This window comes from Massilia pseudoviolaceinigra (assembly GCF_030846505.1).
Lineage (GTDB): Bacteria > Pseudomonadota > Gammaproteobacteria > Burkholderiales > Burkholderiaceae_D > Telluria_A > Telluria_A violaceinigra.
On record NZ_JAVCWL010000001.1, the window covers coordinates 443,465 to 469,330 of the forward strand.

The following is a 25,866-nucleotide window of genomic DNA, read 5'->3' on the forward strand; positions in this document are numbered from 1 at the left end:
TTGTAACTGGCAATCCCGTGCGCTTGCCGCGCAGCGGGATCGGAAATTCGGAGCTAGCTGTTGGCAGGATTACACTGTTCGCAACGAACCGTGCTTCCATCTGCCGGAAACATCGGGGGCGCGATCTTCAGCAGTGTTTTAAGGTTGCTTGTAAGCACATTATTATACCGGTCTTTACCAAAAGCATGGGTTATCGGGTCCTTCCCGGTGTTTTTAGTAAAAATTACCGTACGTTGTGTATTTACTGCAACAATATCCCGGCTGAAGATAGGTAAAACTGCAACACGATGCCTGGCGGGCGACGGACCGGGTTTTCTGCCTTCCCCCCATGACGGCCAGGCCATGATGGCAGCGGCGCAGGGGGAAAGGCGGCCGGGCCGCCTTGCCCATTATCCCTTTTTGCGCAGGCGATCCATTGCCAGCTGAATACTCACGCCGAGCCGATCGATGGCGCGGGCCAGCGAGCCGATTTCATCGCCGCGGTCGATCTGCGCGATCGTGACCTGCAGTTCGCCGTTGCTGAGCTGACGCGCAATCGCGGTCAAATCGTTGATCGGACGGGTCAGTGCCTTGCCGAGGAAAATCGCGATGGCGATGACGAGCGCCACGCTGACGCCGATCAGGACGCGGGCATCCTTTTCCATCCGGTTCATGGTGGCGAATGCTTCGTCGTAATCTTGTTCAACCAGCAAGGTCCAGCCTTGCGGCAATTTACGCATGAAGCCGATCACCTGGCGATCTTCGGAGTTGTAGACGACAGGCGCGTCGGCGATGCCGGCCACTTTCAGTGCCGGATAGGCGCTGAAATCCTGCAGCGCGGTGCGGACCTTGGAGGCGTCGCCGTGGGCGATGACCTTGTTGCTGGCGTCGAGCAGGATCGCGCGGCCGGTTTCGCCGATGCGGATATCGGTCACGATCTTGGAAATATCGGTCAGGTACATCGACATGGCCAGCACGCCGACCAGCGTGGAGCTGGCGTCGCGGATCGGGGTGGCCAGGATCAGCGCCGGCTTGCCGCTGGTCTTGCCGATCACGACCTGGCGGCCGACCGGCGCGCCCTTGATCACTTGCTGGAAGTAGGAGCGGTCGCCGTAAGGGGTCAGGGCGCCGCCGTCGTTGCGGCCGACGTTGGCGCCGTCGGGCAGGATCGTAAACATCAGGTACGACCATTCGTAGGCGGTGCCGGTGACGCTCAGGATCGGATTCTGGCGCTCGGCCTTCATTGAAATCATGTCGTCCAGGCTGCTCGCCTGGGTCATGGCGCGCACGTTGGTGTTATCCCACCCGATAATGCCATTGGCAACCGTGTTCATGGTCAGGACCAGGTTTTGCGATACGTTGGCGGTCAGCTGGCGCTGCGCTGCCTTGTCGCTGACCAGCCACAACGTACACAGGGGGATCAGCGTGACCGCTAACAGGGTGATGAGTACTTTGTGGAAAATATTAAGAGTAAATTTTGGGTTCATGAGATGCATTCGTAATGTAGGTCTGCTTGACGTGGCAGATCGGCCAGCGTATCGGACATCAAGATACCGATTGCTGGGCCGACACTAAACGACGTGCCGGACTTTTGTAGCTGGCAACCATCCCGCTCGTCTGCGCAACGGGATTGGATGAGGAATTGTTATTGGTAGGAGTTGCACTGTCCGCCATGGACCGCTTCGCAAACTGCCTGGAGACGCCGAGCGCGTCGTGCGGCAGTGATTAAGGATTGCCTGAAGGCACATTATCCTACGGCCCTGTGCGCGGGACATGTGTTTTCGAGCGATTCCGGTTGTTTTTCGTGAGAATTCCAGCATCGTGTGTCTTCTGTGCAACACTTTTCCGCTGATTGCCCGCGCGCGCGGGACCTGGTGCGCTGCGCGGCCGTTGGCCGGCGGAAAAAAGGCTGCTTGATTTCATCAGGCGGACACTGCATTTCACAATGCAAAATGCCGCCGTCGATTTGCCTCGCCGCGCTCTTCCATTTGGAGAAATTTCGTTTCGTATCATGAGATACGAATTGCAAGCCATTGATTTATAATGATTTAAATTTAGTTATATGTCTTATATAAGAGTATTGTTGCAGCGCGCAAAACGGTCTATGATTTCTCTAACGGATTTTCGTTTCTTAACTCGGTTTTCAATTAGGAGAACACCATGGCAACTCGTGAACAGCAAGTAGCAGAACTGCAAAAAGATTGGGACACCAACCCGCGCTGGAAGGGTGTTGTGCGTAACTACACCGCAGCCGACGTGGTGCGTCTGCGCGGCTCGCTGAAGATCGAGCACACGCTGGCCAAGCGCGGCGCGGAAAAACTGTGGGATCTGGTGAACAACGAGCCTTTCGTCAACGCCCTCGGCGCCATGACCGGCAACCAGGCCATGCAGCAGGTCAAGGCTGGTCTGAAAGCCATCTACCTGTCCGGCTGGCAAGTCGCAGGCGACGCCAACGTCGCTGGCGAAATGTATCCCGACCAATCGCTGTACCCGGCCAATTCGGTGCCGCTGGTCGTACGCCGCATCAACAACACCTTCCAGCGCGCCGACCAGATCCAGTGGTCCGAAGGCAAGGATGACATCGATTACTTCGCGCCGATCATCGCCGATGCCGAAGCCGGTTTCGGCGGCGTCCTGAACGCCTACGAACTGATGAAGTCGATGATCGACGCGGGCGCCGCCGGCGTTCACTTCGAAGATCAGCTGGCGTCGGTCAAGAAATGCGGCCACATGGGCGGCAAAGTGCTGGTGCCAACCCGTGAAGCGGTCGAAAAGCTGACCGCGGCGCGCCTGGCGGCCGACGTGATGGGCACCTCGACCCTGGTGATCGCCCGTACCGACGCCGAAGCGGCCGACCTGCTGACCTCCGACGTGGATGACAACGACCGTGAATTCTGCACCGGCGAGCGCACCGTGGAAGGCTTCTACAAAGTCCGTCCGGGCATCGAGCAAGCCATTTCGCGCGCCATTGCGTACGCGCCGTTCGCCGACCTGGTCTGGTGCGAAACCGGCAAGCCGGACCTGGCCTTCGCCAAGCAGTTCGCCGATGCCGTGCACGCCAAGTTCCCGGGCAAGATGCTCGCTTACAACTGCTCGCCATCGTTCAACTGGAAAAAGAACCTGGACGATGCCACCATTGCCAAGTTCCAGAAAGAACTGGGCGCCATGGGTTACAAGTTCCAGTTCATCACCCTGGCCGGCTTCCATGCCCTGAACTACGGCATGTTCAACCTGGCGCACGGCTATGCGCGTCGCCAGATGTCGGCCTTCGTCGAGCTGCAGGAAGCCGAATTCGCCGCCGCCGACAAGGGCTTCACGGCCGTCAAGCACCAGCGCGAAGTCGGTACCGGCTATTTTGACGCCGTCACCCAGACCATCCAGCAGAACCAGAGCTCGACCACCGCGCTGCATGGTTCGACCGAAGATGAACAATTCTTCGACGAAAAGAAAGTAGCTTAAACGCTATTGATCCGCGGCGCTTCCACAAGGAGCGCCGCCAGCGGGATGGTCCCGAAACGGCCCATCCCGCGCCCCCACGGGTGGAAACGCACAGCGCCTTCCCCCCTTGTCCGCCTCAGGCCCACGCCGCGCGGTCAAGGGGGAGGGCGTTGCGCATTTACGCGCTTTTTGCGTCCGAACCGTCTTTATAGAGGATAATGGCGGCTCAGATCCCCCTTTTTTATGGAATACCCACGTTATGTTGAGCTACCGCCACGCCTTTCACGCGGGTAATCACGCCGACGTCCTGAAGCATTTCGTGCAGATTCAGCTGCACGAGTACATGAATCAGAAAGACACGGCCTACACCTATATCGACACCCACTCCGGTGCCGGCGTGTATGCGCTCGATGGCGGTTACGCGTCCAAGAACGCCGAATACGAAACCGGCATCGGCCCGCTGTGGGAGCGCAAGGACTTGCCCAAGCCGCTGGCCGAATACGTCAATCTGATCAAGGAACTGAACCCGAGCGGCAAGATGCGCTATTACCCGGGTTCGCCGTATTGCGCCGACAAGGTCATGCGCGAGCACGACCGCCTGCGCCTGTTCGAGCTGCATCCGGCCGACAGCAAGATCCTGGCCGATAACTTCCGCAAGGTCGAAGCGCACGCGGCAGCGCAGGGCGAGCGCCCGAGCGCGCGCGGCCGGCGCGTGCTGATCGAACGCGGCGATGGCTTCCACGCCCTCAAGACCTTGCTGCCGCCGCCATCGCGCCGCGCCCTGGTCCTGATCGACCCGCCGTACGAAGACAAGCAGGATTACCGCAAGGTGCGCGACGCGCTCGACGATGCGCTGGTGCGTTTCCCGTCCGGCATCTATGCGATCTGGTATCCGGTGCTGCAGCGCATGGAATCGCGCCAGTTCGCCGACAAGCTCAAGCGCCTGGCGGCCAAGGAATGGCTCAACGTCACCCTGACCATCACCACCCCGGGTCCGGATGGCTTCGGCCTGCACAGCAGCGGCATGTTCATTCTCAACCCGCCGTACACCCTGGAGCCGACCTTGCGCCAGGTCATGCCGTACCTGGTGCAGGTGCTGGGCAAGAATGCCGACGCCACCTACGTGATCGAAAAAGGCACCCAGGTGACCGGTACCGCCAGCGGCCGCACCGGTGCCAACGGCGCCGTGCGCATGCCAGTCGGTAACGCCCGCAAGGCCAGCCCGACCGCCGGCACCGGCAGCCTGCGCCTGCCCGGGCAAGCGCCCGCCGGCACGCCCGGCGCGGCTGGCGGCGCACCGCGCGCGCCGGTGGCCAAGCGCTCCAGCATTGCCGCTGCCGCTGCCGGCAAGAGCGCGCGCCCCACCGAGGCTGGCGTCACGCGCAAGAGTGCGCGGCCTGCCGACGGCGGCGCGGCGGGCAAGAGTGGGCGTCCGACCGGTCCACGCAACAGCGGCCCGCGCCGTCCTTAAGTCTGCCGCCGTAGTATAGTCACCGCAGGAGGCGCCGTTGTCGGCACTCCTGTTTTCCGGATTCCCCATGCCTATTGACACCGTGGCCGAGCTGGCGCTGCCATCCGACGATTTTTTCCTCGCGCGCCAGCCTATTCTCGGACGCAACCAGCGACTGGTTGCCTTTGAACTCTTGTTTCGCAGCGCAGGAAGCGGCGACGCGAATGTGACCGATCACGCCGCCGCCACGGCGGCCGTGATTTCGCACGCCTCTCAGCTCGGCATGGCCAAGGTGGTCGGCGAACGCCTGGCGTTCGTCAATGTCGACGAGATCGTCCTCATGAGCGACTTCGTGCGCTTCCTGCCGCACGACAAGGTCATTCTCGAAATCCTCGAAACCGTGCAGGCCACGCCCGCCGTGATCGCGCGCGTGCGCGAGCTCAAGGAGTTCGGCTTCAAGTTCGCCCTCGACGATGTGGTCGACGAGTCCGAAGACGTGCGCAAGCTGGTCGACCTGGTCGACATCATCAAGATCGATGTACAGGCCGTGCCGGCGCAGGCATTGCCGGCGCTGGTGGCCGCCCTGAACGGACGCAACAAGAAGCTGCTGGCCGAAAAGGTCGAGACGGTCGAGGAATTCGAGGCGTGCATGGCGCTCGGCTTCGAGTATTTCCAGGGCTATTATTTCGCGCGTCCGGCCATTTTGAGCGGCAAGAAAATCGCGCCGTCGGAACTGGTCATCCTGCGCCTGCTCGACCTGATCAATTCGGATGCCGACGACGCCGAGATCGAGCGCGCCGTCAAGCGCGACGCCCTGATCAGCCTGAATCTGCTGCGGCTGGTCAATACCCCGGCGGCCGGCGCGCGCGGGCGCATCGATTCGCTGACCGAGGCGCTGTCCGTGCTGGGGCGCCAGCAATTGCAGCGCTGGCTGCAAATCCTGCTGTATGCCAGGCCGGGCGCGGCGGTCGAACTGAATTCGCCGCTGCTGCAGATGGCCACCACGCGCGGCAAGCTGATGGAGCTGATGACGCAGAAAGTGCAGGGTGCCAGCGCCGAGACCGGTTTTACGGTAGGCATCATGTCGCTGATGGATGCGCTGTTTTCGATGTCGATGCAGGAAATTCTCGGCACCGTGGTGGTGGCCGACGAAGTGCGCGCCGCCCTGCTCGAACGCGAAGGCGTGCTCGGCGACATGCTGCGCGTGGTCGAGCTGCTGGATAATCCCAAGCGCGGCCCGGAACTTGCCAGGTCGCTCAAGGCGCTCGGCCTCAGTGCCAAGGCCATGCGCGAGATCGAAATGGAAGCCTTCGGCTGGGTGAACGAGCTGGTGGCCTGAAACACCCACATCCAAAGGCGAGACGATCTCGGGTTGCGTGCTGACTATGCCAGTTGCACATCCACCGTTGGCTTCTTGTGGCTATCCGGCGTTTGCGGGGCCGCCAGGCGCGCCGCTTGCGTATTACGCCAGCAGCAAAAACACAGTTGGCTTCTTGTGGAAGTCCGGCGCCTTGCCGGCCGCCAGCAAGGACTTCCATTTACCGCCGTTCAAGGTGCGGATCGATTCGGTCGGCAGGCTCAGGTCGGTCGCCACGCAGATCAGCGTGCCCGGCTGGCAGGCGCCGACCAGGGCTTCGAGCATGGCGCCGTTGCGGTAGGGCGTTTCGATCAGCAGCTGGGTCTGCTTTTCCGCGCGCGAACGCGTTTCCAGCTCCTTGATGCGCTTGGTGCGCAGCGCCGCGTCGGTCGGCAGGTAGCCATTGAAGGCGAAGCTCTGGCCGTTCAAGCCGCTTGCCATCACCGCCAGCAGCAGCGACGAGGGGCCGACCAGTGGGCGCACCTGGATGCCGCGCTCGTGCGCCAGGCGCACCAGGTCGGCGCCGGGATCGGCCACCGCCGGCACGCCCGCTTCCGAGATGAGGCCGGCGTCGCGCCCGGCCAGCAGCGGTTCGAGCAGGCCGGCCAGCGCTTGCGCCGGGGTGTTCACGTTCAGTTCAGCGATCTCGATTTCCTGCAATGTTTTTGCTAATGGATGGCGCAGCGCAATCAGCTTCAGGAAGCCGCGCGCGGTCTTGGCGTTTTCGGCGACAAAATAGTCGAGCCGTGCGGTCAGTGCCTGGACTTGCTCGGGAATGATGTGCGCGAGCGCGTCGGTGGCCGTGTCGGCAGCGCCGAGGGTATTGGGGATCAGATATAAAGTGCCGGGCATGGTCTAAGTGCAGTGCTCACTGTTGAAAGAAGGAGAATCCGGCCTGGCGCAGCATGCCGGTCAGGGCGATCAGGGGCAGGCCGGTGAGGGCGGTCGGGTCGGTGCTGTCGATGCGCTCCAAGATGGCAATGCCGAGCGCTTCGTTCTTGGCGCTGCCGGCGCAGTCGTACGGTTGCTCGATGCGCAGGTAGGCGTCGAGTTCGGCGTCGGGCAGGTCGCGCACGGTGACAAACGTTTGCACGTTCTCCACCTGGGCCGTGCCGGTGCGGCCGTCCCACAGGCACAGCGCCGTGTGGAACACCACGCGCCGTCCGCGCATGGCCTGCAGCTGGGCCAGGGCGTTGGCGTGGTTGCCCGGTTTGCCGATCTGTTCGCCGTCGAGCGTGGCAACCTGGTCGGAACCGATGACAACGCTGCCCGGCCCGCGCGCCGCGACCGCTTCGGCCTTGGCGCGCGCCAGGCGCAGCGCGGTCGCTTCGGGCAATTCGCCGGGCAGGGGCGTTTCATCGATATCGGGCACCAGCACGTCGAACGGCAGGCGCAGGCGTTCGAGCAATTCGCGCCGATACGCGGAACTCGATGCAAGAATTAGCCGCGGTGCGGTGGAAGTTGGTATCATGTCGTACCTTGGTCCTGTTGGCTGTCCCTGTTAGCGGGCGCAGCGGGATTCATCTGGCGGGCACGGTGTGGTCGCGCCAGCAACAGCGCGCGGGTCCATGCCCAAATAATCGCGCTAAGTCTTTGACTCCACAACGAGAAGCCTGTTATTATCGCAGGTTTTCCGGGGAAAATTTCTGCAATGAGTGCTTTTGTCATCGACGCTTTTGAGTTTTGTCGAAGCAACGGCCATCGCGAGGGCGTCACGCCTGTCGCTGAAATGAGCCGGTTGAACAAGGATTGTGCCGACCAGTCGGGCCAGATCGCCTGGACCATCGATGGGTCGACCAGCAAGCAGGGCTATCCGCAAATGACCTTGACGGTATCCGGCACGGTCCAGCTGGTATGCCAGCGTTGCCTGGCCCCGTTCGCTTACGAAATGGATTCGTCCACCGTGCTGATGCTCGGCAAGGATGACGAGCATGCGGACGAGATCGAGGAAGTACTGAACGACGAGAGCATCGACGTCATCGTCGGCAGCCGCGAATGCGATGTGCGCGATCTGTTCGAGGATGAGGCCTTGCTGGCCCTGCCGCAAGTGCCCAAGCACGACGTGTGTCCGGATAGTAAGGTGCTCGACGCGGTCAAGTCGGATAAGCCATCGCCGTTTGCGGGGCTCAAGAATCTCAAGCCGGAATAGTCGCTGTGCGGCTGGCGGCTGAAATACAGAACAAGCAAGTGTAATGAACGTGTCAAACGCGTGTTGTAGTCGAGTATGGCATTGGTAGTAAAGGTAGGACGGCGTTAAACATGTCGGTAAAGAAATTTTGCCGCTGGGATACTCGATTCGCATGTATTTGCTGATCGATTGTGTTAGAATTTTAGAACTTATGTATTAGGAGTCATCATGGCAGTTCAGCAAAACAAGAAATCCCCTTCGAAGCGCGGTATGCACCGTTCGCACGACTTCCTGGTCGCGCCACAACTGGGCATCGAGCCAACCACCGGTGAAACGCACCTGCGTCACCACATCAGCCCTAACGGCTTTTACCGTGGTCGCAAAGTTCTCAAAACCAAAAACGACGAGTAATCGACGTTTTAGTTTGAGTAAGATGAAAGCGGTGCAACGACTTTTTTGTGCGTCGCACCGCTTTTTCTTTGTCACCGGCTGCAAACCACCTTTGCACACCGTCATTTCGAATTACGCAGACTCTGCTTGGCGCTCGCCCACTTCCAGATCGCATCCTGCCGCCACACGCTGTTGAGTCGCGGTACGAATCCACAAAATGACAATTAAAATTTCCATTGACTGCATGGGCGGCGATCATGGCCCCTCAGTTACTATCCCCGCAGCACTCTCTTTCCTCAGCAGCGAACCCGAAGCAGAATTGATTCTGGTCGGCCTGCAGGACGAGTTGCGCGCAGAACTCAAGAAACACAAAGCCGACAGCCATCCGCGCCTGTCCATCCTGCATGCGTCCGAAGTGGTGACGATGGATGATCCCATCGAAATCGCCCTGCGCCGCAAGAAGGATTCGTCGATGCGCGTGGCGATCGAGCTGGTCAAGGACGGCAAGGCCCAGGCCTGCGTGTCGGCCGGCAATACCGGCGCCCTGATGGCGGTCTCGCGCTATGTGCTCAAGACCATGGCCGGGGTCGACCGTCCCGCCATCTGCTCGATCCTTCCCAACCAGAAAGACGGCCCGACCTATATGCTGGACCTGGGCGCGAACGTCGACTGCGAGCCGCATCACCTGCACCAGTTCGCCATCATGGGCTCGGTGCTGGTCTCGGCCATGGAAGGCATCAAGCGCCCCACCATCGGCTTGCTCAATGTCGGCACCGAAGAAATCAAGGGCAATGAAGTGGCCAAGGCCACCGGCAAGCTGCTGCGCGAAGACCATGAGCGCGGCGCCCTCAATTTCTACGGCAACGTCGAAGGCAACGATATTTTCAAGGGCACCACCGACATCGTGGTGTGCGACGGTTTCGTCGGCAACGTCACGCTCAAGGCGGCCGAGGGATTGGGCCGCTTCGTCAAGGATGCCCTGACCACCGAGTTCAAGCGCAATCCGCTGACCATGCTCGGGGCCATCATCGGACGCGGCGCCTTGAAGAAGTTTTCCAATCGTTTCAATCCGTCGCGCTACAACGGCGCCAGCCTGCTCGGTTTGCGCGGCCTGGTGTTCAAGAGCCACGGCGGCGCCGATGCATACTCGTATGAGTGGGCGATCAAACGCGCCTTCGACGCGGCAAAATACAATGTGCAGGAGCAGCTCTCGGCCATGATCGCCGAGTTGATGCCCCGTACGCCTGACCCGGAAGTGCCAGGAATAACCCACTCGTAGGACGGCTAGCAATGACCTTGTACAGCAAAATTATCGGCACCGGCAGCTATCTGCCGGCCAAGCGCGTCTCCAACGGCGACCTGACCGAGCAACTGGCGGCCAAGGGCATCGAAACGTCGGACGAGTGGATCGTCTCCCGCAGCGGCATTTCGAACCGGCATTACGCAGCGCCGGACGAACTGTCGTCGGACCTGGCCGTGGCGGCCGCCCGCAAGGCGCTCGAGATGGCCGGCAAGCATCCCGAGGAAATCGACCTCGTCATCGTGGCCAGCTCGACCCCCGATTTCCATGGCAGCTTTCCCAGCACCGCCTGCATCGTGCAGCGCAAGCTCGGCATGCACAACAACAGCGCCGCCTTTGACGTGCAGGCCGTCTGCAGCGGCTTCGTGTACGCGGTGTCGGTGGCGGACGCCTTCATCAAGTCGGGCGCGCACAAAAACGTGCTGGTGATCGGCGCGGAAGTGTTTTCGCGCATTCTCGATTTCAACGACCGCACCACCTGCGTGCTGTTCGGCGACGGCGCCGGGGCCATTGTCCTCAGCGCCTCGGAAGAGCCGGGCATTCTGGCATGCAAACTGCATGCCGACGGGCGTTATTCCGACATCCTCAGCATACCGGGCACCCTGGCCGGCGGCGCGATCGCCGGCAGCGCTTTCCTGTACATGGATGGCCCTGCGGTGTTCAAGCTGGCCGTCACCGTGCTCGAGCAGGTGGCCAACGAGGTGCTCGAACACGCGCACATGACCGCCGACCAGGTCGACTGGCTGGTGCCGCACCAGGCCAATATCCGCATCATGAAAAGCACGGCGAAAAAGCTCGGCTTGCCGCTTGATAAAATGGTGGTCACGGTCGACCAGCATGGCAACACCTCGGCCGCCTCGATTCCGCTGGCGCTCGATATCGCCGTGCGCGACGGCCGCATCAAGGCGGGCGACAACGTCATGATGGAAGGCGTCGGCGGCGGCTTCACCTGGGGCGCTGTGCTGGTGCGCATGTGATTGGTTCTAGCGCGGCGGCGCCCGCGAGCGCCGCCGTTGAATTCGCCATTTCCTTTGCCGATTCGTTCGCCTTTTCTTTCGCCTTATCTTTCGCCTTATCTTTCGCCTTATCTTTCATTCTTGCCCGCACCAGTCCTTGATGCGGATGCCGCCATAAAAACAAAACAGGAGGACATCATTCCATGAGTAAATTCGCGTTCGTATTTCCCGGCCAGGGTTCGCAGGCCATCGGCATGCTGGGCGGCTTCGCCGGCAACCCCGTGGTCGCGCAAACCATTGCCGAAGCCAACGAAGCGCTCGGCTTCGACCTGGGCAAACTGATCGCCGACGGTCCCAAGGAAGACCTGGACCTGACCACCAATACCCAGCCTGTCATGCTGACCGCCTCGGTCGCCGTTTACCGTGCCTGGATCGCGGCCGGCGGCACCGTGCCGGCGCTGGTGGCCGGCCATAGCGTGGGCGAATATTCGGCCCTGGTGGCGGCCGGCGTGATCGCCTTCAAGGATGCGGTGCCGCTGGTGCGTTTCCGCGCCCAGGCCATGCAGGAAGCGGTGCCGGTGGGGCAGGGCGGCATGGCCGTCATCCTCGGCCTGCCGGCCGACGAGGTGCGCGCGATTTGCGCTGAAGCGGGCGCGGCCAATCCGGCCGAAGTGGTCGAGGCGGTGAACTTCAACGAGCTGACCCAGATCGTGATCGCCGGCCACAATGGCGCCGTCGAACGCGCCTGCGAACTGGCCAAGGCCAAGGGCGCCAAGCGCGCCATGAAGCTGGCGGTGTCGGCGCCGTTCCATTCCTCTTTGCTGAAACCGGCTTCGGACCGCCTGCGCGATTATCTGAAGGATGTGCCGTTCGCGGCGCCGCGGATCGACTTGATCAACAACGTCGACGTGGCTATCCTGAACGATCCCGAAGCGATCAAGGATGCGCTGGTGCGCCAGGCGGCCGGTGCCGTGCGCTGGGTCGAAACCATGCAGAAGATGGCGGCCGACGGCGTCACCCAGGTGATCGAATCGGCGCCGAGCAAGGTGCTGATCGGCATGGCCAAGCGCATCGATGCGCAACTGGTGGGCGAAGCGCTGGTGGACCAGGCTTCGCTGGAGCGCGTATTGAGCAGCCTCAATCGGGCGTAAGCCAGTTGGCGCAGTATCGCAGGGCATCGCAGAATATTAGAACAAAAGGACATCAATGAAACTGGAAAATCAAGTCGCCCTGGTCACGGGCGCGTCGCGCGGCATCGGCAAGGCCATCGCACTCGAACTGGCGCGCCAGGGCGCGAAAGTGGTCGGCACCGCCACCACCGAGAGCGGCGCCGAGGCGATTTCCGCCTATCTGGCCGAATTCGGCGGCAAGGGCGCGGTCCTGAACGTGACCGATGCCGCCGCCTGCAGCGCCGTCGTCGACGATGTGCAAAAGGGTTTCGGCAGCCTGTCGATCCTGGTTAACAATGCCGGCATCACGCAAGACCAGCTGGCCATGCGCATGAAGGACGAGGAATGGGACAGCGTCATCGCCACCAACCTGTCGGCTGTGGGGCGCCTTTCGCGCGCCGTCCTGCGCGGCATGATGAAAGCGAAGCATGGGCGTATTATTAACATTACCTCGGTGGTCGGTTCGGCCGGCAATGCGGGGCAGATGAATTACGCGGCCGCCAAGGCCGGCGTGGCCGGCATGAGCCGGGCGCTGGCGCGCGAGATCGGCAGCCGCAATATCACGGTCAACTGCATTGCTCCCGGCTTCATCGATACCGATATGACCAAGGCATTAAGTGCCGAGCAGCACACCGGCTTGCTGACGCAAATTCCGCTGGGGCGCCTGGGCGCGCCGGAAGACATCGCCCACGCCGTCGCCTTCCTGGCGGGGCCGCAAGCGGCGTACATCACGGGCACGACCCTGCACGTGAATGGCGGAATGTATATGAATTGATGTTGAGTGCCTTGCCTGATCCCATTTGCGGCCCTGCGCACGGATCAGATAAAGGGAATTCTCGTCATTTAGCAGTACGTTCGGTGGAATTTGCGGCAGACACCGAAATTAGTTTTTCACCGCGCAAACCTGATAAAATGCGCGCACTTTCCGTAACACACACAATGGAGCCATAACATGTCGGATATCGAACAACGCGTTAAAAAAATCGTCGCTGAGCAACTGGGCGTTGCAGAAGTAGACATCAAAATCGAATCTTCGTTCGTTGACGACCTCGGTGCGGATTCCCTCGACACCGTCGAACTGGTGATGGCACTGGAAGACGAATTCGAAATGGAAATCCCTGACGAACAAGCTGAAAAGATCACCACCGTGAAACAGGCAATCGACTACGCTACGGCGCACGTCAAGGCCTAAGTTTTACAATTTTTCTCGGGAGAATCGCTTGAGCCGTTCACGAAATCGTCGTGTCGTCATCACCGGGCTGGGCTGCGTTTCACCAATCGGCAACACGGTTGCCGAGACGTGGAGCGCGGCGCTGGCCGGCAAGTCGGGCATTGCCAACATCACCAAGTTTGATGCGCAGCCCTTTTCGACCCACTTCGCGGGCGAAGTCAAGGGTTTCAATATCGAGGATTACATTCCTGCCAAGGATGCTCGCCACATGGATACGTTTATCCATTACGGCATGGCGGCGGGTATCCAGGCAATGCAGGATTGCGGACTGGTCGTCACCGAAGACAATGCCGACCGCATCGGCGTGATCATCGGTTCCGGCATCGGCGGCTTGCCGCTGATCGAAGACACCAAGGAAGAATACGCCAAGCGCGGCCCGCGCCGCATTTCGCCCTTTTTCGTGCCGGCCTCGATCATTAATATGATTTCGGGCAACCTGTCGATCAAGTACGGCTTGCGCGGTCCGAACCTGGCCATCGTCACGGCCTGCACCACCGGCCTGCACAGCATCGGCGCGGCTGGCCGCCTGATCGAGTACGGCGACGCCGATGTGATGATTGCGGGCGGCTCCGAAGCGACCATCTCGCCGCTGGGCCTGGGCGGTTTCGCCTCGGCACGCGCGCTGTCCTCGCGCAACGACGATTCGGCCACCGCCTCGCGTCCGTGGGACGTCGACCGCGACGGCTTCGTGCTGGGCGAGGGTGCGGGCGTGATGGTGCTCGAAGAATACGAACACGCCAAGGCGCGCGGCGCCAAGATCTATGCCGAACTGCTCGGCTTCGGCATGAGTGCCGACGCCTACCACATGACGGCGCCGGTCGAAGATGGCAGTGGCGCGAGCCGCTGCATGCAGTCGGCCCTGACCAATGCCGGCATCAATGCCGACCAGGTCAATTACGTCAACGCGCACGGTACCTCGACTCCGCAGGGCGATGTGGCCGAAGTGCAGGGATTGAAGAAGACCTTCGGCGCGCACGCCGGCAAGCTGGTGGTCAACTCGACCAAGTCGATGACCGGCCACCTGCTGGGCGGCGCCGGCGGCCTGGAAGCCGTGTTCACCGTGCTGGCGATGCATCACCAGATCTCGCCGCCGACGATCAATATCTTCAACCAGGACCCCGCTTGCGACCTGGACTTCTGCGCCAACACGGCGCGCGAGATGAAGATCGATATCGCGGTGAAGAACTCGTTCGGTTTCGGTGGCACCAACGGCACCTTGGTATTCGGCAAGGCCTGAGTCCCGGCGTCGCTAAAACAATCCTCGGTGCAATGACGCGCAGGAAAAATTTTCGCGTCGCAGCATGAACTTTCGGCGTCCGCACTTGTCTCAAGTGTGGGCGTCGATGAAACGCCGGCGGCTCTCGCCGGGGTCCGATTTGCCCAGTGCACCATCACGCACTGGCGCCCCGCAGCACCTTTCCTACTGATTATGTCGATTGCGGTTTCCGCCTGCATCAGGCCGTCGCGTTCCTTGCGTCTGGTTCTGCTGTGCTATGCCGCGCTCAATCTGGCCGTGGCTCTTGCGCTCGTCGGGCGCTGGGCTGCGGGCATTGGCGCGGCCAGCGTTTTGCCGGCATGGTGTGCTGGGGCTTGCGCCTTGGCAGCAATGCTTGCATGGAGGGCATCGGCACAGGGGGAAATGCGGCGCAGGATTGATATTTCTGGACTCGGCGAGATTCGCCTGACGGTACAACAGAGCTTGGGCGCAGTACCGGCCGAAGCAGATGTGCTGCAATTGCTTCCCGGATCGACTATCTGGCCGCACAGCCTGCTCCTGCTGCTGGGCTCATCCGGTGGCAAGCTCGTCAGTGTGCTGCTCATCTGGCCGGACAGTTTGGCTCGCGAGCAATTCCGGGGTTTGTCGGTGGCCCTCAGGGCCATTGCCGGGCGGGACAATAAATTTGTCGGAAATAACAAAATACTTTGAACTTATTGCAAGCGACCAACTCTATAGACATAGGGACGGGCCGCTGCTGCAGCCAAGAGGGCAGGGTCAGTGACGACAGAACGCGAGTGTGATCAACTGCTGGTTGAGCGCGTCCAGGCTGGCGACAGGCAGGCGTTCGACCTGCTGGTCAGTAAATATCAGCGCAGGCTGATGCGGCTTGTTTCGCGCCTGGTGCATGATCCGGCCGAGGCCGAGGACGTGGTACAGGAAACATTCATCAAGGCTTATCGGGCCTTGCGGCATTTCAGGGGGGATTCCGCTTTCTATACGTGGCTCTACAGAATCGGGATCAATACGGCGAAGAATTTTCTCGTCACGCAGGGCAGGCGCGCACCGACCTCGACCGAGTCGGATGCGGAGCGCGCCGAAGCGTTTGACGATGCGGACAGCTTGCGTGACATCAACACCCCGGAATCGGTGTTGGCAAGCAAGCAGATCGCTTATACGGTCAATGCCGCGATGGAGGCGCTGCCGCACGAATTGCGCAACGCGATTGTCCTGCGCGAAATTGAAGGGTTGAGCTACGAGGAAATAGCGGAAGTGATGTCATGTCCCATCGGCACGGTGCGCAGCCGGATTTTCCGGGCGCGCGAAGTGATTGCCGAAAAGTTGAGGCCTTTGCTCGACTTGCCAGTTGACAAACGACGTTAAATGTAGCGATGATCGCTCTAATCGGTTAACTTTTGGTCACACTTACAGTGATGGAAATACTGATGGACACCCCGAAAAAAGTCCGGGAGCAGATCTCGGCGTTCAGCGACCACGAACTGTCGCCGTCCACGTTTCCTGACGCGGCCCTGCATTCGGCCGACGGCCAGCACGCGTGGGACCTGTACCACCGCATCCGCGACGCCATGCGCGACCCGGGCGGGCCCGACGTGTCCGACGCCTTCGCCAGCAAACTGGCGGCGCGCCTGGCGGCCGAACCGCCGCCGGGCAAGCGCGTGCTGCGCGCATCAGGCGCGGCCCTGTCGCGGCGCGCGCCGGCCATTCCCCCGGCCGCCGTGGCCGCCGGCGCGGCCGGGCCGGTCACCGGCATCAGCGAGGCGGCGGTGACCGGCAGCGCCGGCCCCGTGAGCGGCAGCGACGCACCCGATGCGCCGGACGCGATTGCCGTCGCCGAACCGGTGAACGAGGCCATTGCCGAACCGGTGAGCGAAGCCATCACCGAACCGCGGGCCGACGGCGCGACCGGGAGCCGGGACGCCAAGGCCGATGGCATGGCCGATCCCAAGCCGGTCAGCATGGCCAAGCCGGCCATCGCCTCGATTTCCTGATCCATCCTCGTCATCCGCGCCAGGCCCCGCCCTGGCGCGGGGGCGCCCCCCGCAATTGACCGCGCCGTCGCGCCGCGGCCCGGCCGGCGACGAGCGGCGCGACAAGGAGGGCATTTTGGCTTACCATAACGTCAATCTTTATCCGATTCCCCCTACCCGATCACCATGACACTTTCCGTTGGCAGCAAGCTCTTCTCCGCTTTGTTCATCGCCGCTGCCGCCCTGGGCGCGGCCCCGCAGGCCGGGGCCGCCACACCGGTGGGCGCGCCGCTGGTCACCGGCCTGCCCGATTTCACCGACCTGATCGACAAGGTCGGGCCGGCGGTGGTCGATATCCGCACCACCGAAAAGCTCAAGCCGGGCGAGCGCGCGCCCACCGAGGAAGAGGTGCTGGACCTGCTGCGCCGCTTCTACGGCGCGCAGGACCCGCGCGGCAGGCGCGCTCCCCAGCCGCAGCTGCCGCCCCAGGCCCCGTCCCAGGAAGATGAGCTGCAGCGCGGCGTCGGGTCCGGCTTTCTGATTTCGGCCGATGGCTTTGTGCTCACCAACGCGCATGTGGTCGACGGCGCCGACGAAGTGCTGGTCACCCTGACCGACCGGCGTGAATTCAAGGCCCGCGTGCTCGGTTCCGACAAGCGCTCGGACGTGGCCCTGCTCAAGCTCGACGCCCAACAGCTGCCCAGCCTGACCATCGGCGACTCCGGCAAGATTCGCGTGGGCGAATGGGTGATCGCCATCGGCTCGCCCTTTAACCTGAACAATACGGTCACGGCCGGCATCATTTCGGCCAAGTCGCGCGATACCGGCGACTTCCTGCCGCTGATCCAGAGCGACGTGGCGGTCAATCCCGGCAACTCGGGCGGCCCCCTGATCAATATGCGCGGCGAAGTCATCGGCATCAATTCCCAGATCGCGACCCTCTCCGGCGGCTATAACGGCATTTCCTTTGCCGTGCCGATCGATGAAGTGATGCGCGTTGCCGACCAGCTCAAGAAGAGCGGCAAGGTCACGCGCGGGCGCCTCGGGGTCGAGATCGACGAACTGACCAAGGACGTGGCCGAGGCGCTGGGCCTGGGTCAGGCGCGCGGCGTCGAAGTGGTGCGGGTGGAGGCGGGCGGTCCGGCCGACAAGGATGGCATCAAGGTCGGTGACATCATCCTCAAGTTCAACGGCAAGGAAATCGAGCGCAGCGGCGACTTGCCGCGCCTGGTGGGCGCCACGGCCGTGGGCAGCAAGGCCGTGGTCACGCTCTGGCGCCAGGGCCAGCAGAAAGACATTACGGTCAACATCGTCACGCTCGACGACGACAAGGCCGCGCGCAAGCCGGGTCCCAGGAAGCCGGGCCCCGAGCAGCGTCCCAACGCGCTGGGCCTGCATGTGTCGGACCTGAGCGAGGTGCAGCGCAAGGAATTGCAGATCGACGGCGGCGTGCTGGTCGACGCCAGCGAAGCGCTGGCGGCGCGTGCCGGCCTGCGTCCGGGCGACTTGATCCTGCAATTGAACAATATCGAAATCAAGGATGCCAAACAGTTCAACGCCCTGGTCGCCCGGCTCGATCTCCGCAAAAATGCCCTGGTGCTGGTGCGGCGCGACGACACCGCTCAATACGTGGTGATCCATCCCCAAACAAGGTAAGCCCTGAGCGGCAAACCAGTCATCGCCGGCGCCCCCTGGCCGCCGGCTTTTTCTTTTTAATAACGCGATGCCATGATCCGATTCACCCTGTATTCCCGCAGCTACTGCCACCTGTGCGACGACCTGCTCGCCGCCCTCAATGCCCTGCAAACCGAGACCGTGCGCTTCGCCGTCGAGGTGATCGACGTCGATGCCGACCCGGCCCTGGTCGAGCGCTTCGACGAACTGGTGCCGGTGTTGTTCGGCGACCCGGCCGGCCCCGAGCTGTGCCACTACTTCCTCGACGAAGCGGCCGTGCGTGCCTACCTGGCGGCATCGCCTGTGTCGATTTAACAATGTTTACACGGAATTCGGCAATAGACCGGCTTTCTACCCTGAAATCCGGTAAAATGCGGGGGTCGGAATTAGCTTCTGTTCTGAGCTTGACAGCTTCTCTCGCTTGACAAGGCGCTCGCCTGGGGATAGCCATGCCCCCCACGGAGCGCTTTTTTCGTATGGGGCGGCGTCGCCCCGATACGGCAAGCCGGCATAGCAAGCTGACGCAGCAAAGCCCGCGCGACCACCCCGAATGTCGTCCTTCCCTACTTGGTTTTGAATTGCATTAATGAACAACATACGTAACTTTTCCATCATCGCCCACATCGATCACGGCAAATCGACCCTCGCCGACCGTATCATCCAGATCTGCGGCGGCTTGTCCGACCGCGACATGGAAGCCCAGGTGCTCGATTCGATGGACCTGGAGCGCGAGCGCGGCATCACCATCAAGGCCCAGACCGCGGCCCTGCATTACAAGGCGCGCGACGGCCAGGTGTACAACCTGAACCTGATCGACACGCCCGGCCACGTCGACTTCAGCTATGAAGTGTCGCGCTCGCTGTCGGCGTGCGAAGGCGCGCTGCTGGTGGTCGATGCTTCCCAGGGCGTGGAAGCGCAGACGGTGGCGAACTGCTACACCGCGCTCGACCTGGGCGTGGAAGTGGTGCCGGTTCTCAACAAGATCGACTTGCCGCACGCCGATCCGGCCAATGCGATCGCCGAGATCGAAGACGTGATCGGGATCGATGCGACCGACGCCGTCAAGTGCTCGGCCAAGAGCGGCCTGGGCGTGGAAGACGTGCTCGAATCGCTGATCGCCCGGGTGCCGCCGCCAAAGGGCGATCCGGACGCGCCGCTGCAGGCGCTGATCGTCGACTCGTGGTTCGATAACTACGTCGGCGTGGTGATGCTGGTGCGCGTGATCAACGGCACCCTGAAGCCGAAAGAAAAAATCCTGCTGATGGCGTCCGAATCGGTGCAGCTGGTCGAGAGCGTGGGCGTGTTCAGCCCGAAATCGCAATCCCTGCCGCAGATTTCCGCCGGCCAGGTCGGTTTTGTCATCGCCGGCATCAAGGAACTCAAGGCCGCCAAGGTCGGCGACACGGTCACCCACGCCGCCAAGCCGGCTAGCGCGCCCCTGCCAGGCTTCAAGGAAGTCCAGCCGCAGGTGTTCGCCGGCCTGTTCCCGGTCGAAGCGAACCAGTACGATGCGCTGCGCGACTCGCTCGAAAAGCTCAAGCTCAACGACGCGGCCCTGATGTACGAGCCGGAAGTATCGCAGGCGCTGGGCTTCGGCTTCCGCTGCGGCTTCCTCGGCCTGCTGCACATGGAAATCGTGCAGGAACGCCTGGAGCGCGAATTCGACATGGACCTGATCACCACGGCGCCGACCGTGGTGTACGAAGTGATCATGCGCGACGGCTCCCTGATCCGGGTCGATAATCCCTCCAAGATGCCCGATCCGTCCAAGATCGAGGAAGTGCGCGAGCCGATCGTCACGGTCAATCTGTACATGCCGCAGGAATACGTGGGCTCGGTCATCACCCTGTGCATCGGCAAGCGCGGCGTGCAGATGGACATGAGCTACCATGGCCGCCAGGTCAAGCTGATCTACGAAATGCCGATGGCCGAGATCGTTCTCGACTTCTTCGACCGCCTCAAATCGACCTCGCGCGGCTACGCCTCGATGGATTACGAGTTCAAGGAATACCGCGCTGCGGACGTGGTCAAGGTCGATATGCTGATCAACAGCGAAAAAGTCGATGCGCTGGCCATCATCGTGCACCGCGCCAACAGCCAGTTCCGCGGCCGCCAGGTCGCCGCCAAGATGCGCGAACTGATTCCACGCCAGATGTTCGACGTGGCGATCCAGGCCGCCATCGGCGCGACCGTCATTTCGCGCGAAAACGTCAAGGCGCTGCGCAAGAACGTGCTGGCCAAGTGCTACGGTGGCGATATCAGCCGCAAGAAGAAATTGCTCGAGAAACAGAAAGCCGGTAAGAAGCGCATGAAGCAGGTGGGCTCGGTGGAAATTCCACAAGAAGCTTTCCTGGCAATTTTACAAGTGGACGATAAATGAACCTGCAGTTTATCTTAGGGAATTTTGCACTGATCCTGTTCGTGTTGATGGTGCTCACGGGCATCGTCTGGTGTCTGGATGTGTTTTACTTCGCGCGCCAGCGGCGTGCCGCGGCCGATGCGGCCCTGGCCGCCTTCGATGCACGCAATGCCAAGCTGAGCACCGAGGGCATCAAGGTCGACAACACCAGCCGCCAGTCGATCGAAGCGGCCATCCTGCGCCAGCCGACCTGGATCGAGTACTCGGGCAGCTTCTTCCCGGTGATCGCGCTGGTGTTCATCCTGCGCTCCTTCCTGTACGAGCCGTTCAAGATTCCCTCGGGTTCGATGGTGCCGACCCTGGTCATCGGCGACCTGATCCTGGTAAACAAGTTCACCTACGGCATCCGCCTGCCGGTGCTGAACCAGAAAATCATCGACGTCAACGACCCCCAGCGCGGCGACGTGATGGTGTTCAAATATCCCGACGATATGTCGCAGGATTACATCAAGCGGGTGGTCGGCATTCCCGGTGATAAAATCAGTTATGAAAACAAGCGCCTGACCATCAACGGCAAGGAAGTGACGTATACGGCGCTCCCCGATTTCCTCGATGAAGAGTCGCCCGTGTACCATAAGCAATATATGGAAGACCTGACCGGCGTGCCGCACCGCATCCTCAACGACGAGGGCAAGGCGGTGATCAACATCGACCAGGTCAAGAACTTCCCGCACCGGGAAGGCTGCACCTATACCGTCGATAAATTTACTTGTATCGTACCTCCGGGCAATTACTTTATGATGGGCGATAATCGCGATAACAGCTCCGACAGCCGTTATTGGGGATTCGTCCCGAATAAGAATATCGTGGGCAAGGCGTTTTTTGTCTGGATGAACCTTGGTAGTCTTGGCCGCATCGGCAGCATTCATTAAAGTCAAAAGGATTTACTATGTACGGATCGAAACCCGTCAATCTGGCGAAACAGCAGGGCGTATCCTTGTCAGGCCTGATTTTCTTGCTGGCAATCATTACCTTTATTGCGATGTTCGCCATGAAAGTCTTTCCGACCTTTCTGGAGTACCGCTCGGTCAAGGCCGGCATCATCACGGCCAAGAAGGTCGAGGGCACGGTGCGCGACATCCAAATCTCCTTCGACAAGCACGCCGACATCAACAGTATTTCAACGATCAAGGGCACCGACCTGATCATCACCAAGGATACCGGCGAGACCCAGGTCGCATTTGCCTACACCGCGCGTATTCCGCTGATCACCAATGTCACGCTGCTGATCGATTACTCGGGTACCACCGATCCGACCGGCAAAATTCCTGAAAAACCAGCTGATCCCATCCGTTAAGGCAGTCCAACCAAGAAGTCCGACACATGAATCTTCAGTTATTGCAAACGCGCTTAGGGTATACGTTCCAGGATGCTGGCCTGTTGCAGCAAGCCTTGACGCACCGCAGCCACAGCAGTTTGCATAACGAGCGCCTGGAGTTTCTCGGCGATTCGATCCTGAACTGCGTGGTGGCGTCGGTGCTGTACGAGCGTTTTACCGCCATCGACGAGGGCGACCTGTCGCGCCTGCGCGCCAACCTGGTCAAGCAGCAGTCGCTCTACGAGATCGCCCAGAAGCTGGAATTGTCGCAATTTTTGCGCCTGGGCGAGGGCGAGCTCAAGTCCGGCGGCTTTCGCCGGCCCTCGATCCTGGCCGACACGCTCGAAGCGCTGCTGGGTGCGATTTTTCTCGACGCCGGCTTCAATGCCGCGCGCGACGTGATCCGCGCCTTCTACATCCCGATTCTCGACTCGGTCGACCCGCGCACCCTCGGCAAGGATGCCAAGACCTTGCTCCAGGAATTTTTGCAAAGTAAAAAAATCTCGCTGCCGACCTATAACGTGGTGGCCACCCATGGCGCCGCGCACAGCCAGGAATTCGAAATCGAATGCCTGGTGCCCAAGCTCGGCATCCAGGTCTACGGCCGTGGCGGCAGCCGCCGCGCCGGCGAACAGGCCGCCGCTAAACTGGCGCTCGAAGTGGCCGAGCAAGCCTTGCTGAAGACCCCGCCGGCCGGCCGCAAGGCCAAGCCGCGCGCCGCCCAGCTCAAGCTGGCTGGCATCGCCACCATCCAGAGCGACGCCGAGCCCGACGCCGACGACGACAGCACGCTGCCGGTCGACGCCAAAACCCCTAAACACCCGCATCCAGAAACGAAATCAGCATGAACGCCACAACTACCCCAGAAAACTTCCGTTGTGGCTATATCGCCATCGTCGGCCGCCCCAACGTGGGCAAATCGACCCTGATGAACGTGCTGATCGGCGCCAAGGTCTCGATCACCTCGCGCAAGGCCCAGACCACGCGCCACCGCATCACCGGCATCCAGACCGTGGACGACGCCCAGTTCATCTACGTGGACACGCCGGGCTTCCAGACGCGCCACGCGAATGCGCTCAACAAGACGCTCAACAAGACCGTCACCAATACGCTCATTTCGGCCGACGTGATCCTGTACCTGATCGAAGCGGGCACCTTCGGCCCGGCCGACCAGCAGGTGATCGACCTGCTGCCCACGGACGTGCCGTGCATCCTGGTGATCAACAAGTCGGACCGCGTCAAGGACAAGGCGGCCCTGATGCCGTTCGCCCAGCAGATCGCGGCCAAGCATGATTTCGCCGCCATCGTGCCTGTCTCGGCCAAGCTCAAATTCCAGCTCGACGGCCTGCAAAACGAGATCAAGCGCCTCCTGCCCGAGAACGCGCCCGTGTTCGGCCCGGACGACATCACCGACCGCAGCGAAAAATTCCTCGCTTCCGAAATCGTGCGCGAAAAGCTGTTCCGCCTCGTCGGCGACGAACTGCCGTACACCAGCACCGTCCTGATCGAAAAATTCGAGCAGGAAGGCGACCTGCGGCGCGTGTTCGCCGCCATCCTGGTCGAGCGCGACACGCACAAGTCGATGGTCATCGGGAACAAGGGCGCGCGCCTGAAGGAAGTATCGACCCAGTCGCGGCTCGACATGGAAAAGCTGTTCGGCGGCCCGGTGTACCTGGAGATCTGGGTCAAGGTCAAATCCGGCTGGGCCGACAATGAAGCCGGCTTGCGCGCCTACGGTTACGAGTAAGCGCGGAGCAGCGCCGCCACCCGCATGCCCACCAACGACGCCGACCTGACCGTCGCCGTAGCGGCCAGCGCGCCTGCCGCGGCGCCGGCACAGTCGGCTACCTCCTTGGAGGCCGCCTTGACGCCCTCCCTGGCGTCCGCCCCGGCGCCAGCGAAGCGGCGCGTCCCCCAGCGCGGCGAGCGAGTCAGCGAGCAGCCATCGTTCGTGCTGCACAGTTATCCGTACAAGGAAACGAGCCTGATCGTCGACATGTTCACGCGCGACTTCGGCCGCGTGGGACTGGTCGCCAAGGGCGCCAAGCGGCCGCTGTCGAAACTGCGCGGCGTGCTGCAGACCTTCCAGCCGCTGCAGGCCGCGTGGAGCGGCAAGTCCGAACTGCGCACCCTGATCGACGCCGAGTGGGTGGGCGGCATGCTCCCCCTGGAGAAGACCGCGCTGCTGTGCGGCTTCTACCTCAACGAACTGCTGGTCAAGCTGATCGCGCGCGACGACCCGCACCCGGCCCTGTTCGACCACTACGTCTCGACCCTGAACCAGCTGGCCCACAACGAACCGGCGCCGATCGTCTTGCGAAAATTCGAACGGGCCTTACTTAAAGAGACAGGCGTGGCCGCCGACCTGACGCGCTGCACCAGCACCCGCACGGCGGTCGAACCGCATGGCCAGTACGTGGTCGATCCCGAGCGCGGCGCGCGCCCGGCACGCGATGCCGACAGCTGGCCGGCGGTGAGCGGCAAAACCCTGCTCGACATGGAGCGCGAAGACTACAGCGACCCGGTGACCCAGGCGCAGAGCAAGGTGCTGATGCGCTTCCTGCTGGCCCACCAGCTGGGCGGATCGCCCCTGAACACGCGCCAGATCCTGATCGACCTGATGCAGTTATAAATTATCCACGCAACCGAGCAACCATCATGAGCTTCCTCCAACCGAATGGCCCGGTCATCGACCTGGGCGTGAATATCGACCATGTGGCGACCCTGCGCAATGCGCGCGGCACCGTGTATCCGGACCCGCTGCGCGCGGCCATGCTGGCCGAGCATGCCGGCGCCGACGTGATCACCCTGCACCTGCGCGAAGACCGGCGCCACATCAAGGACGCCGACGTGATCGCGCTGCGCCCGCAGCTGATGACGCGCATGAACCTGGAAGCGGCCGTCACGCGCGAGATGATCGACTTCGCCTGTTCCGTGCGCCCCCAGGACGTATGCCTGGTGCCCGAGCGGCGCGAGGAAGTGACCACCGAAGGCGGCCTCGATGTGATCCGCTACTACAAGGAAGTCGAAGCGGCCGTCAAACAGCTGCAAGGGGAGGGCATTCGCGTGAGCCTGTTCATCGACGCCGACGAAGCGCAGATCGGCGCCGCCGCCGACTTGAACGTGCCGGTGATCGAACTGCACACCGGGCGCTACGCCGAAGCCGGCGATGGCGAACTGGCGCATGAACTGGAGCGCATCCGGCTCGGGGCCCGCTGTGGCGTCTCGCGCGGGCTGAAGGTCAACGCCGGCCACGGCCTGCACTACCGGAACGTACAGGCCATCGCGGCCATCGCCGATATCGGCGAACTCAATATCGGCCACGCGATCGTCGCCCATGCGCTGTTTGCCGGATTCGAAAACGCCGTGCGCGAGATGAAGGCCATCATGGTCGCCGCGCGCCTGGCCGCGCGCGTATCGGCTTAACCGGCGCCGCGCCGATGATCTACGGGATCGGCACCGACATCGTGCGGATCGCGCGCATCGAGGCGGCGCTGGCGCGCAGCGAGCGCTTCGCCACCAAAATTCTGGGCGACGACGAACTGGCGGTGTTCCGCCAGCGCCGCGAGCAGAATGCGGTGCGCGGCGTGCGCTATCTGGCCACGCGCTTCGCGGCCAAGGAAGCGTTCTCGAAAGCGATCGGCCTGGGCCTGTGCCTGCCGATGGCCTGGCGCAGCGCGCAGATGCTCAACACGCCGGCCGGCCAGCCCGTCATGGTGTGCAGTGGCGCGCTCGATGCCTTTATGCGGCAAAATGGGCTCAGTGCCCAGGTGACGGTGAGCGATGAAGCCGAGTACGGCGTCGCCTTCGTGATCGTCACCCGGCAAGCCTGATTTAATTGACCCGGATTGAT

27 protein-coding genes are annotated in these 25,866 nt (G+C 62.0%); 24 read left to right on the top strand and 3 right to left on the bottom strand.

Translation table 11 applies throughout. The features are described from left to right. Window positions 1–389: 389 nt before the first annotated feature. Window positions 390–1,466: a cache domain-containing protein gene (locus RBA40_RS02050; RefSeq protein ID WP_306645508.1), complete on the bottom strand. Its 1,077-nt coding sequence runs from the start codon at window positions 1,464–1,466 to the stop codon at window positions 390–392. A 673-nt stretch (window positions 1,467–2,139) separates the two neighbouring features. Between RBA40_RS02050 and aceA the strand changes: the two genes are divergently transcribed. The 3 genes from aceA to RBA40_RS02065 all read left to right on the top strand — a co-directional run bounded on the left by aceA (window position 2,140) and on the right by RBA40_RS02065 (window position 6,206). Continuing rightward, window positions 2,140–3,438, top strand: a complete 1,299-nt coding sequence (aceA, locus tag RBA40_RS02055; RefSeq protein WP_099877013.1) for an isocitrate lyase — start codon at window positions 2,140–2,142, stop codon at window positions 3,436–3,438. Window positions 3,439–3,676: 238 nt separating this feature from the next. Continuing rightward, window positions 3,677–4,888 carry a 23S rRNA (adenine(2030)-N(6))-methyltransferase RlmJ gene (locus tag RBA40_RS02060; RefSeq protein WP_306645515.1) on the top strand — a complete coding sequence of 404 codons (1,212 nt, stop codon included), beginning with the start codon at window positions 3,677–3,679 and terminating at the stop codon, window positions 4,886–4,888. A gap of 67 nt (window positions 4,889–4,955) precedes the next feature. Next, window positions 4,956–6,206, top strand: a complete 1,251-nt coding sequence (locus RBA40_RS02065; protein ID WP_306645519.1) for an EAL and HDOD domain-containing protein — start codon at window positions 4,956–4,958, stop codon at window positions 6,204–6,206. A 123-nt stretch (window positions 6,207–6,329) separates the two neighbouring features. Here RBA40_RS02065 and RBA40_RS02070 read toward each other — a convergent pair whose 3' ends face one another. Both RBA40_RS02070 and RBA40_RS02075 read right to left on the bottom strand, forming a co-directional pair. Then, the gene (locus tag RBA40_RS02070) at window positions 6,330–7,076 is read right to left on the bottom strand and encodes an SAM-dependent methyltransferase (RefSeq protein WP_306645522.1); all 747 of its coding nucleotides are present in this window, start codon (window positions 7,074–7,076) and stop codon (window positions 6,330–6,332) included. Window positions 7,077–7,092: 16 nt separating this feature from the next. Further along, window positions 7,093–7,695, bottom strand: coding sequence for a Maf family nucleotide pyrophosphatase (locus RBA40_RS02075; protein WP_306645524.1), 603 nt, complete (start codon window positions 7,693–7,695; stop codon window positions 7,093–7,095). Window positions 7,696–7,875: 180 nt separating this feature from the next. Here RBA40_RS02075 and RBA40_RS02080 point away from each other — a divergent pair, with 180 nt between their 5' ends. The 21 genes from RBA40_RS02080 to acpS all read left to right on the top strand — a co-directional run bounded on the left by RBA40_RS02080 (window position 7,876) and on the right by acpS (window position 25,846). Beyond that, window positions 7,876–8,373, top strand: a complete 498-nt coding sequence (locus RBA40_RS02080; RefSeq protein ID WP_306645525.1) for a YceD family protein — start codon at window positions 7,876–7,878, stop codon at window positions 8,371–8,373. 207 nt (window positions 8,374–8,580) lie between these two features. After that, window positions 8,581–8,763: a 50S ribosomal protein L32 gene (rpmF, locus tag RBA40_RS02085; RefSeq protein ID WP_008449924.1), complete on the top strand. Its 183-nt coding sequence runs from the start codon at window positions 8,581–8,583 to the stop codon at window positions 8,761–8,763. 196 nt (window positions 8,764–8,959) lie between these two features. Further along, entirely contained in the window at window positions 8,960–10,021 is a 1,062-nt protein-coding gene (plsX, locus tag RBA40_RS02090; RefSeq protein ID WP_306645531.1) for a phosphate acyltransferase PlsX, read from the top strand. Between the two features lie 11 nt (window positions 10,022–10,032). Continuing rightward, complete coding sequence (locus RBA40_RS02095) at window positions 10,033–11,019, top strand: beta-ketoacyl-ACP synthase III (protein ID WP_306645534.1); 987 nt, start codon at window positions 10,033–10,035, stop codon at window positions 11,017–11,019. Window positions 11,020–11,201: 182 nt separating this feature from the next. Beyond that, window positions 11,202–12,149: an ACP S-malonyltransferase gene (gene fabD, locus RBA40_RS02100; protein WP_306645537.1), complete on the top strand. Its 948-nt coding sequence runs from the start codon at window positions 11,202–11,204 to the stop codon at window positions 12,147–12,149. Between the two features lie 55 nt (window positions 12,150–12,204). Continuing rightward, window positions 12,205–12,942, top strand: coding sequence for a 3-oxoacyl-ACP reductase FabG (gene fabG / locus RBA40_RS02105; protein ID WP_306645538.1), 738 nt, complete (start codon window positions 12,205–12,207; stop codon window positions 12,940–12,942). 177 nt (window positions 12,943–13,119) lie between these two features. Continuing rightward, a complete protein-coding gene (acpP, locus tag RBA40_RS02110) occupies window positions 13,120–13,359 on the top strand; it encodes an acyl carrier protein (protein ID WP_018059410.1) in 240 nt (79 codons plus the stop codon). A 28-nt stretch (window positions 13,360–13,387) separates the two neighbouring features. Further along, window positions 13,388–14,635: a beta-ketoacyl-ACP synthase II gene (gene fabF, locus RBA40_RS02115; RefSeq protein WP_306645545.1), complete on the top strand. Its 1,248-nt coding sequence runs from the start codon at window positions 13,388–13,390 to the stop codon at window positions 14,633–14,635. 192 nt (window positions 14,636–14,827) lie between these two features. Then, window positions 14,828–15,325 carry a protein YgfX gene (locus RBA40_RS02120; protein WP_306645591.1) on the top strand — a complete coding sequence of 166 codons (498 nt, stop codon included), beginning with the start codon at window positions 14,828–14,830 and terminating at the stop codon, window positions 15,323–15,325. 69 nt (window positions 15,326–15,394) lie between these two features. Beyond that, entirely contained in the window at window positions 15,395–15,997 is a 603-nt protein-coding gene (rpoE, locus tag RBA40_RS02125) for an RNA polymerase sigma factor RpoE (protein ID WP_306645547.1), read from the top strand. A gap of 62 nt (window positions 15,998–16,059) precedes the next feature. Next, window positions 16,060–16,623 carry a sigma-E factor negative regulatory protein gene (locus RBA40_RS02130; protein WP_306645549.1) on the top strand — a complete coding sequence of 188 codons (564 nt, stop codon included), beginning with the start codon at window positions 16,060–16,062 and terminating at the stop codon, window positions 16,621–16,623. A gap of 165 nt (window positions 16,624–16,788) precedes the next feature. Beyond that, a complete protein-coding gene (locus RBA40_RS02135; RefSeq protein WP_306645551.1) occupies window positions 16,789–18,258 on the top strand; it encodes a DegQ family serine endoprotease in 1,470 nt (489 codons plus the stop codon). A 72-nt stretch (window positions 18,259–18,330) separates the two neighbouring features. Beyond that, a complete protein-coding gene (locus RBA40_RS02140) occupies window positions 18,331–18,591 on the top strand; it encodes a glutaredoxin family protein (protein ID WP_306645553.1) in 261 nt (86 codons plus the stop codon). A gap of 271 nt (window positions 18,592–18,862) precedes the next feature. Beyond that, window positions 18,863–20,656, top strand: coding sequence for a translation elongation factor 4 (gene lepA, locus RBA40_RS02145; protein WP_167084732.1), 1,794 nt, complete (start codon window positions 18,863–18,865; stop codon window positions 20,654–20,656). Further along, complete coding sequence (lepB, locus tag RBA40_RS02150) at window positions 20,653–21,567, top strand: signal peptidase I (RefSeq protein WP_306645556.1); 915 nt, start codon at window positions 20,653–20,655, stop codon at window positions 21,565–21,567. The genes lepA and lepB overlap by 4 nt, the downstream gene beginning before the upstream one ends. Window positions 21,568–21,584: 17 nt before the next feature. Then, window positions 21,585–21,992 (top strand): DUF4845 domain-containing protein, encoded by a 408-nt coding sequence (locus tag RBA40_RS02155; protein ID WP_306645558.1) that lies wholly within the window; start codon window positions 21,585–21,587, stop codon window positions 21,990–21,992. A 26-nt stretch (window positions 21,993–22,018) separates the two neighbouring features. Beyond that, window positions 22,019–22,861 (top strand): ribonuclease III, encoded by an 843-nt coding sequence (gene rnc / locus RBA40_RS02160; protein WP_306626694.1) that lies wholly within the window; start codon window positions 22,019–22,021, stop codon window positions 22,859–22,861. Then, window positions 22,858–23,760, top strand: coding sequence for a GTPase Era (gene era, locus RBA40_RS02165; protein WP_166895706.1), 903 nt, complete (start codon window positions 22,858–22,860; stop codon window positions 23,758–23,760). Before rnc ends, era begins: the two co-directional genes overlap by 4 nt. A gap of 24 nt (window positions 23,761–23,784) precedes the next feature. Then, a complete protein-coding gene (recO, locus tag RBA40_RS02170) occupies window positions 23,785–24,645 on the top strand; it encodes a DNA repair protein RecO (protein WP_306645560.1) in 861 nt (286 codons plus the stop codon). A gap of 26 nt (window positions 24,646–24,671) precedes the next feature. Further along, complete coding sequence (pdxJ, locus tag RBA40_RS02175) at window positions 24,672–25,439, top strand: pyridoxine 5'-phosphate synthase (protein ID WP_306645562.1); 768 nt, start codon at window positions 24,672–24,674, stop codon at window positions 25,437–25,439. Between the two features lie 14 nt (window positions 25,440–25,453). Further along, window positions 25,454–25,846, top strand: coding sequence for a holo-ACP synthase (gene acpS / locus RBA40_RS02180; protein ID WP_306645563.1), 393 nt, complete (start codon window positions 25,454–25,456; stop codon window positions 25,844–25,846). The last annotated feature ends 20 nt before the right edge of the window (window positions 25,847–25,866 follow it).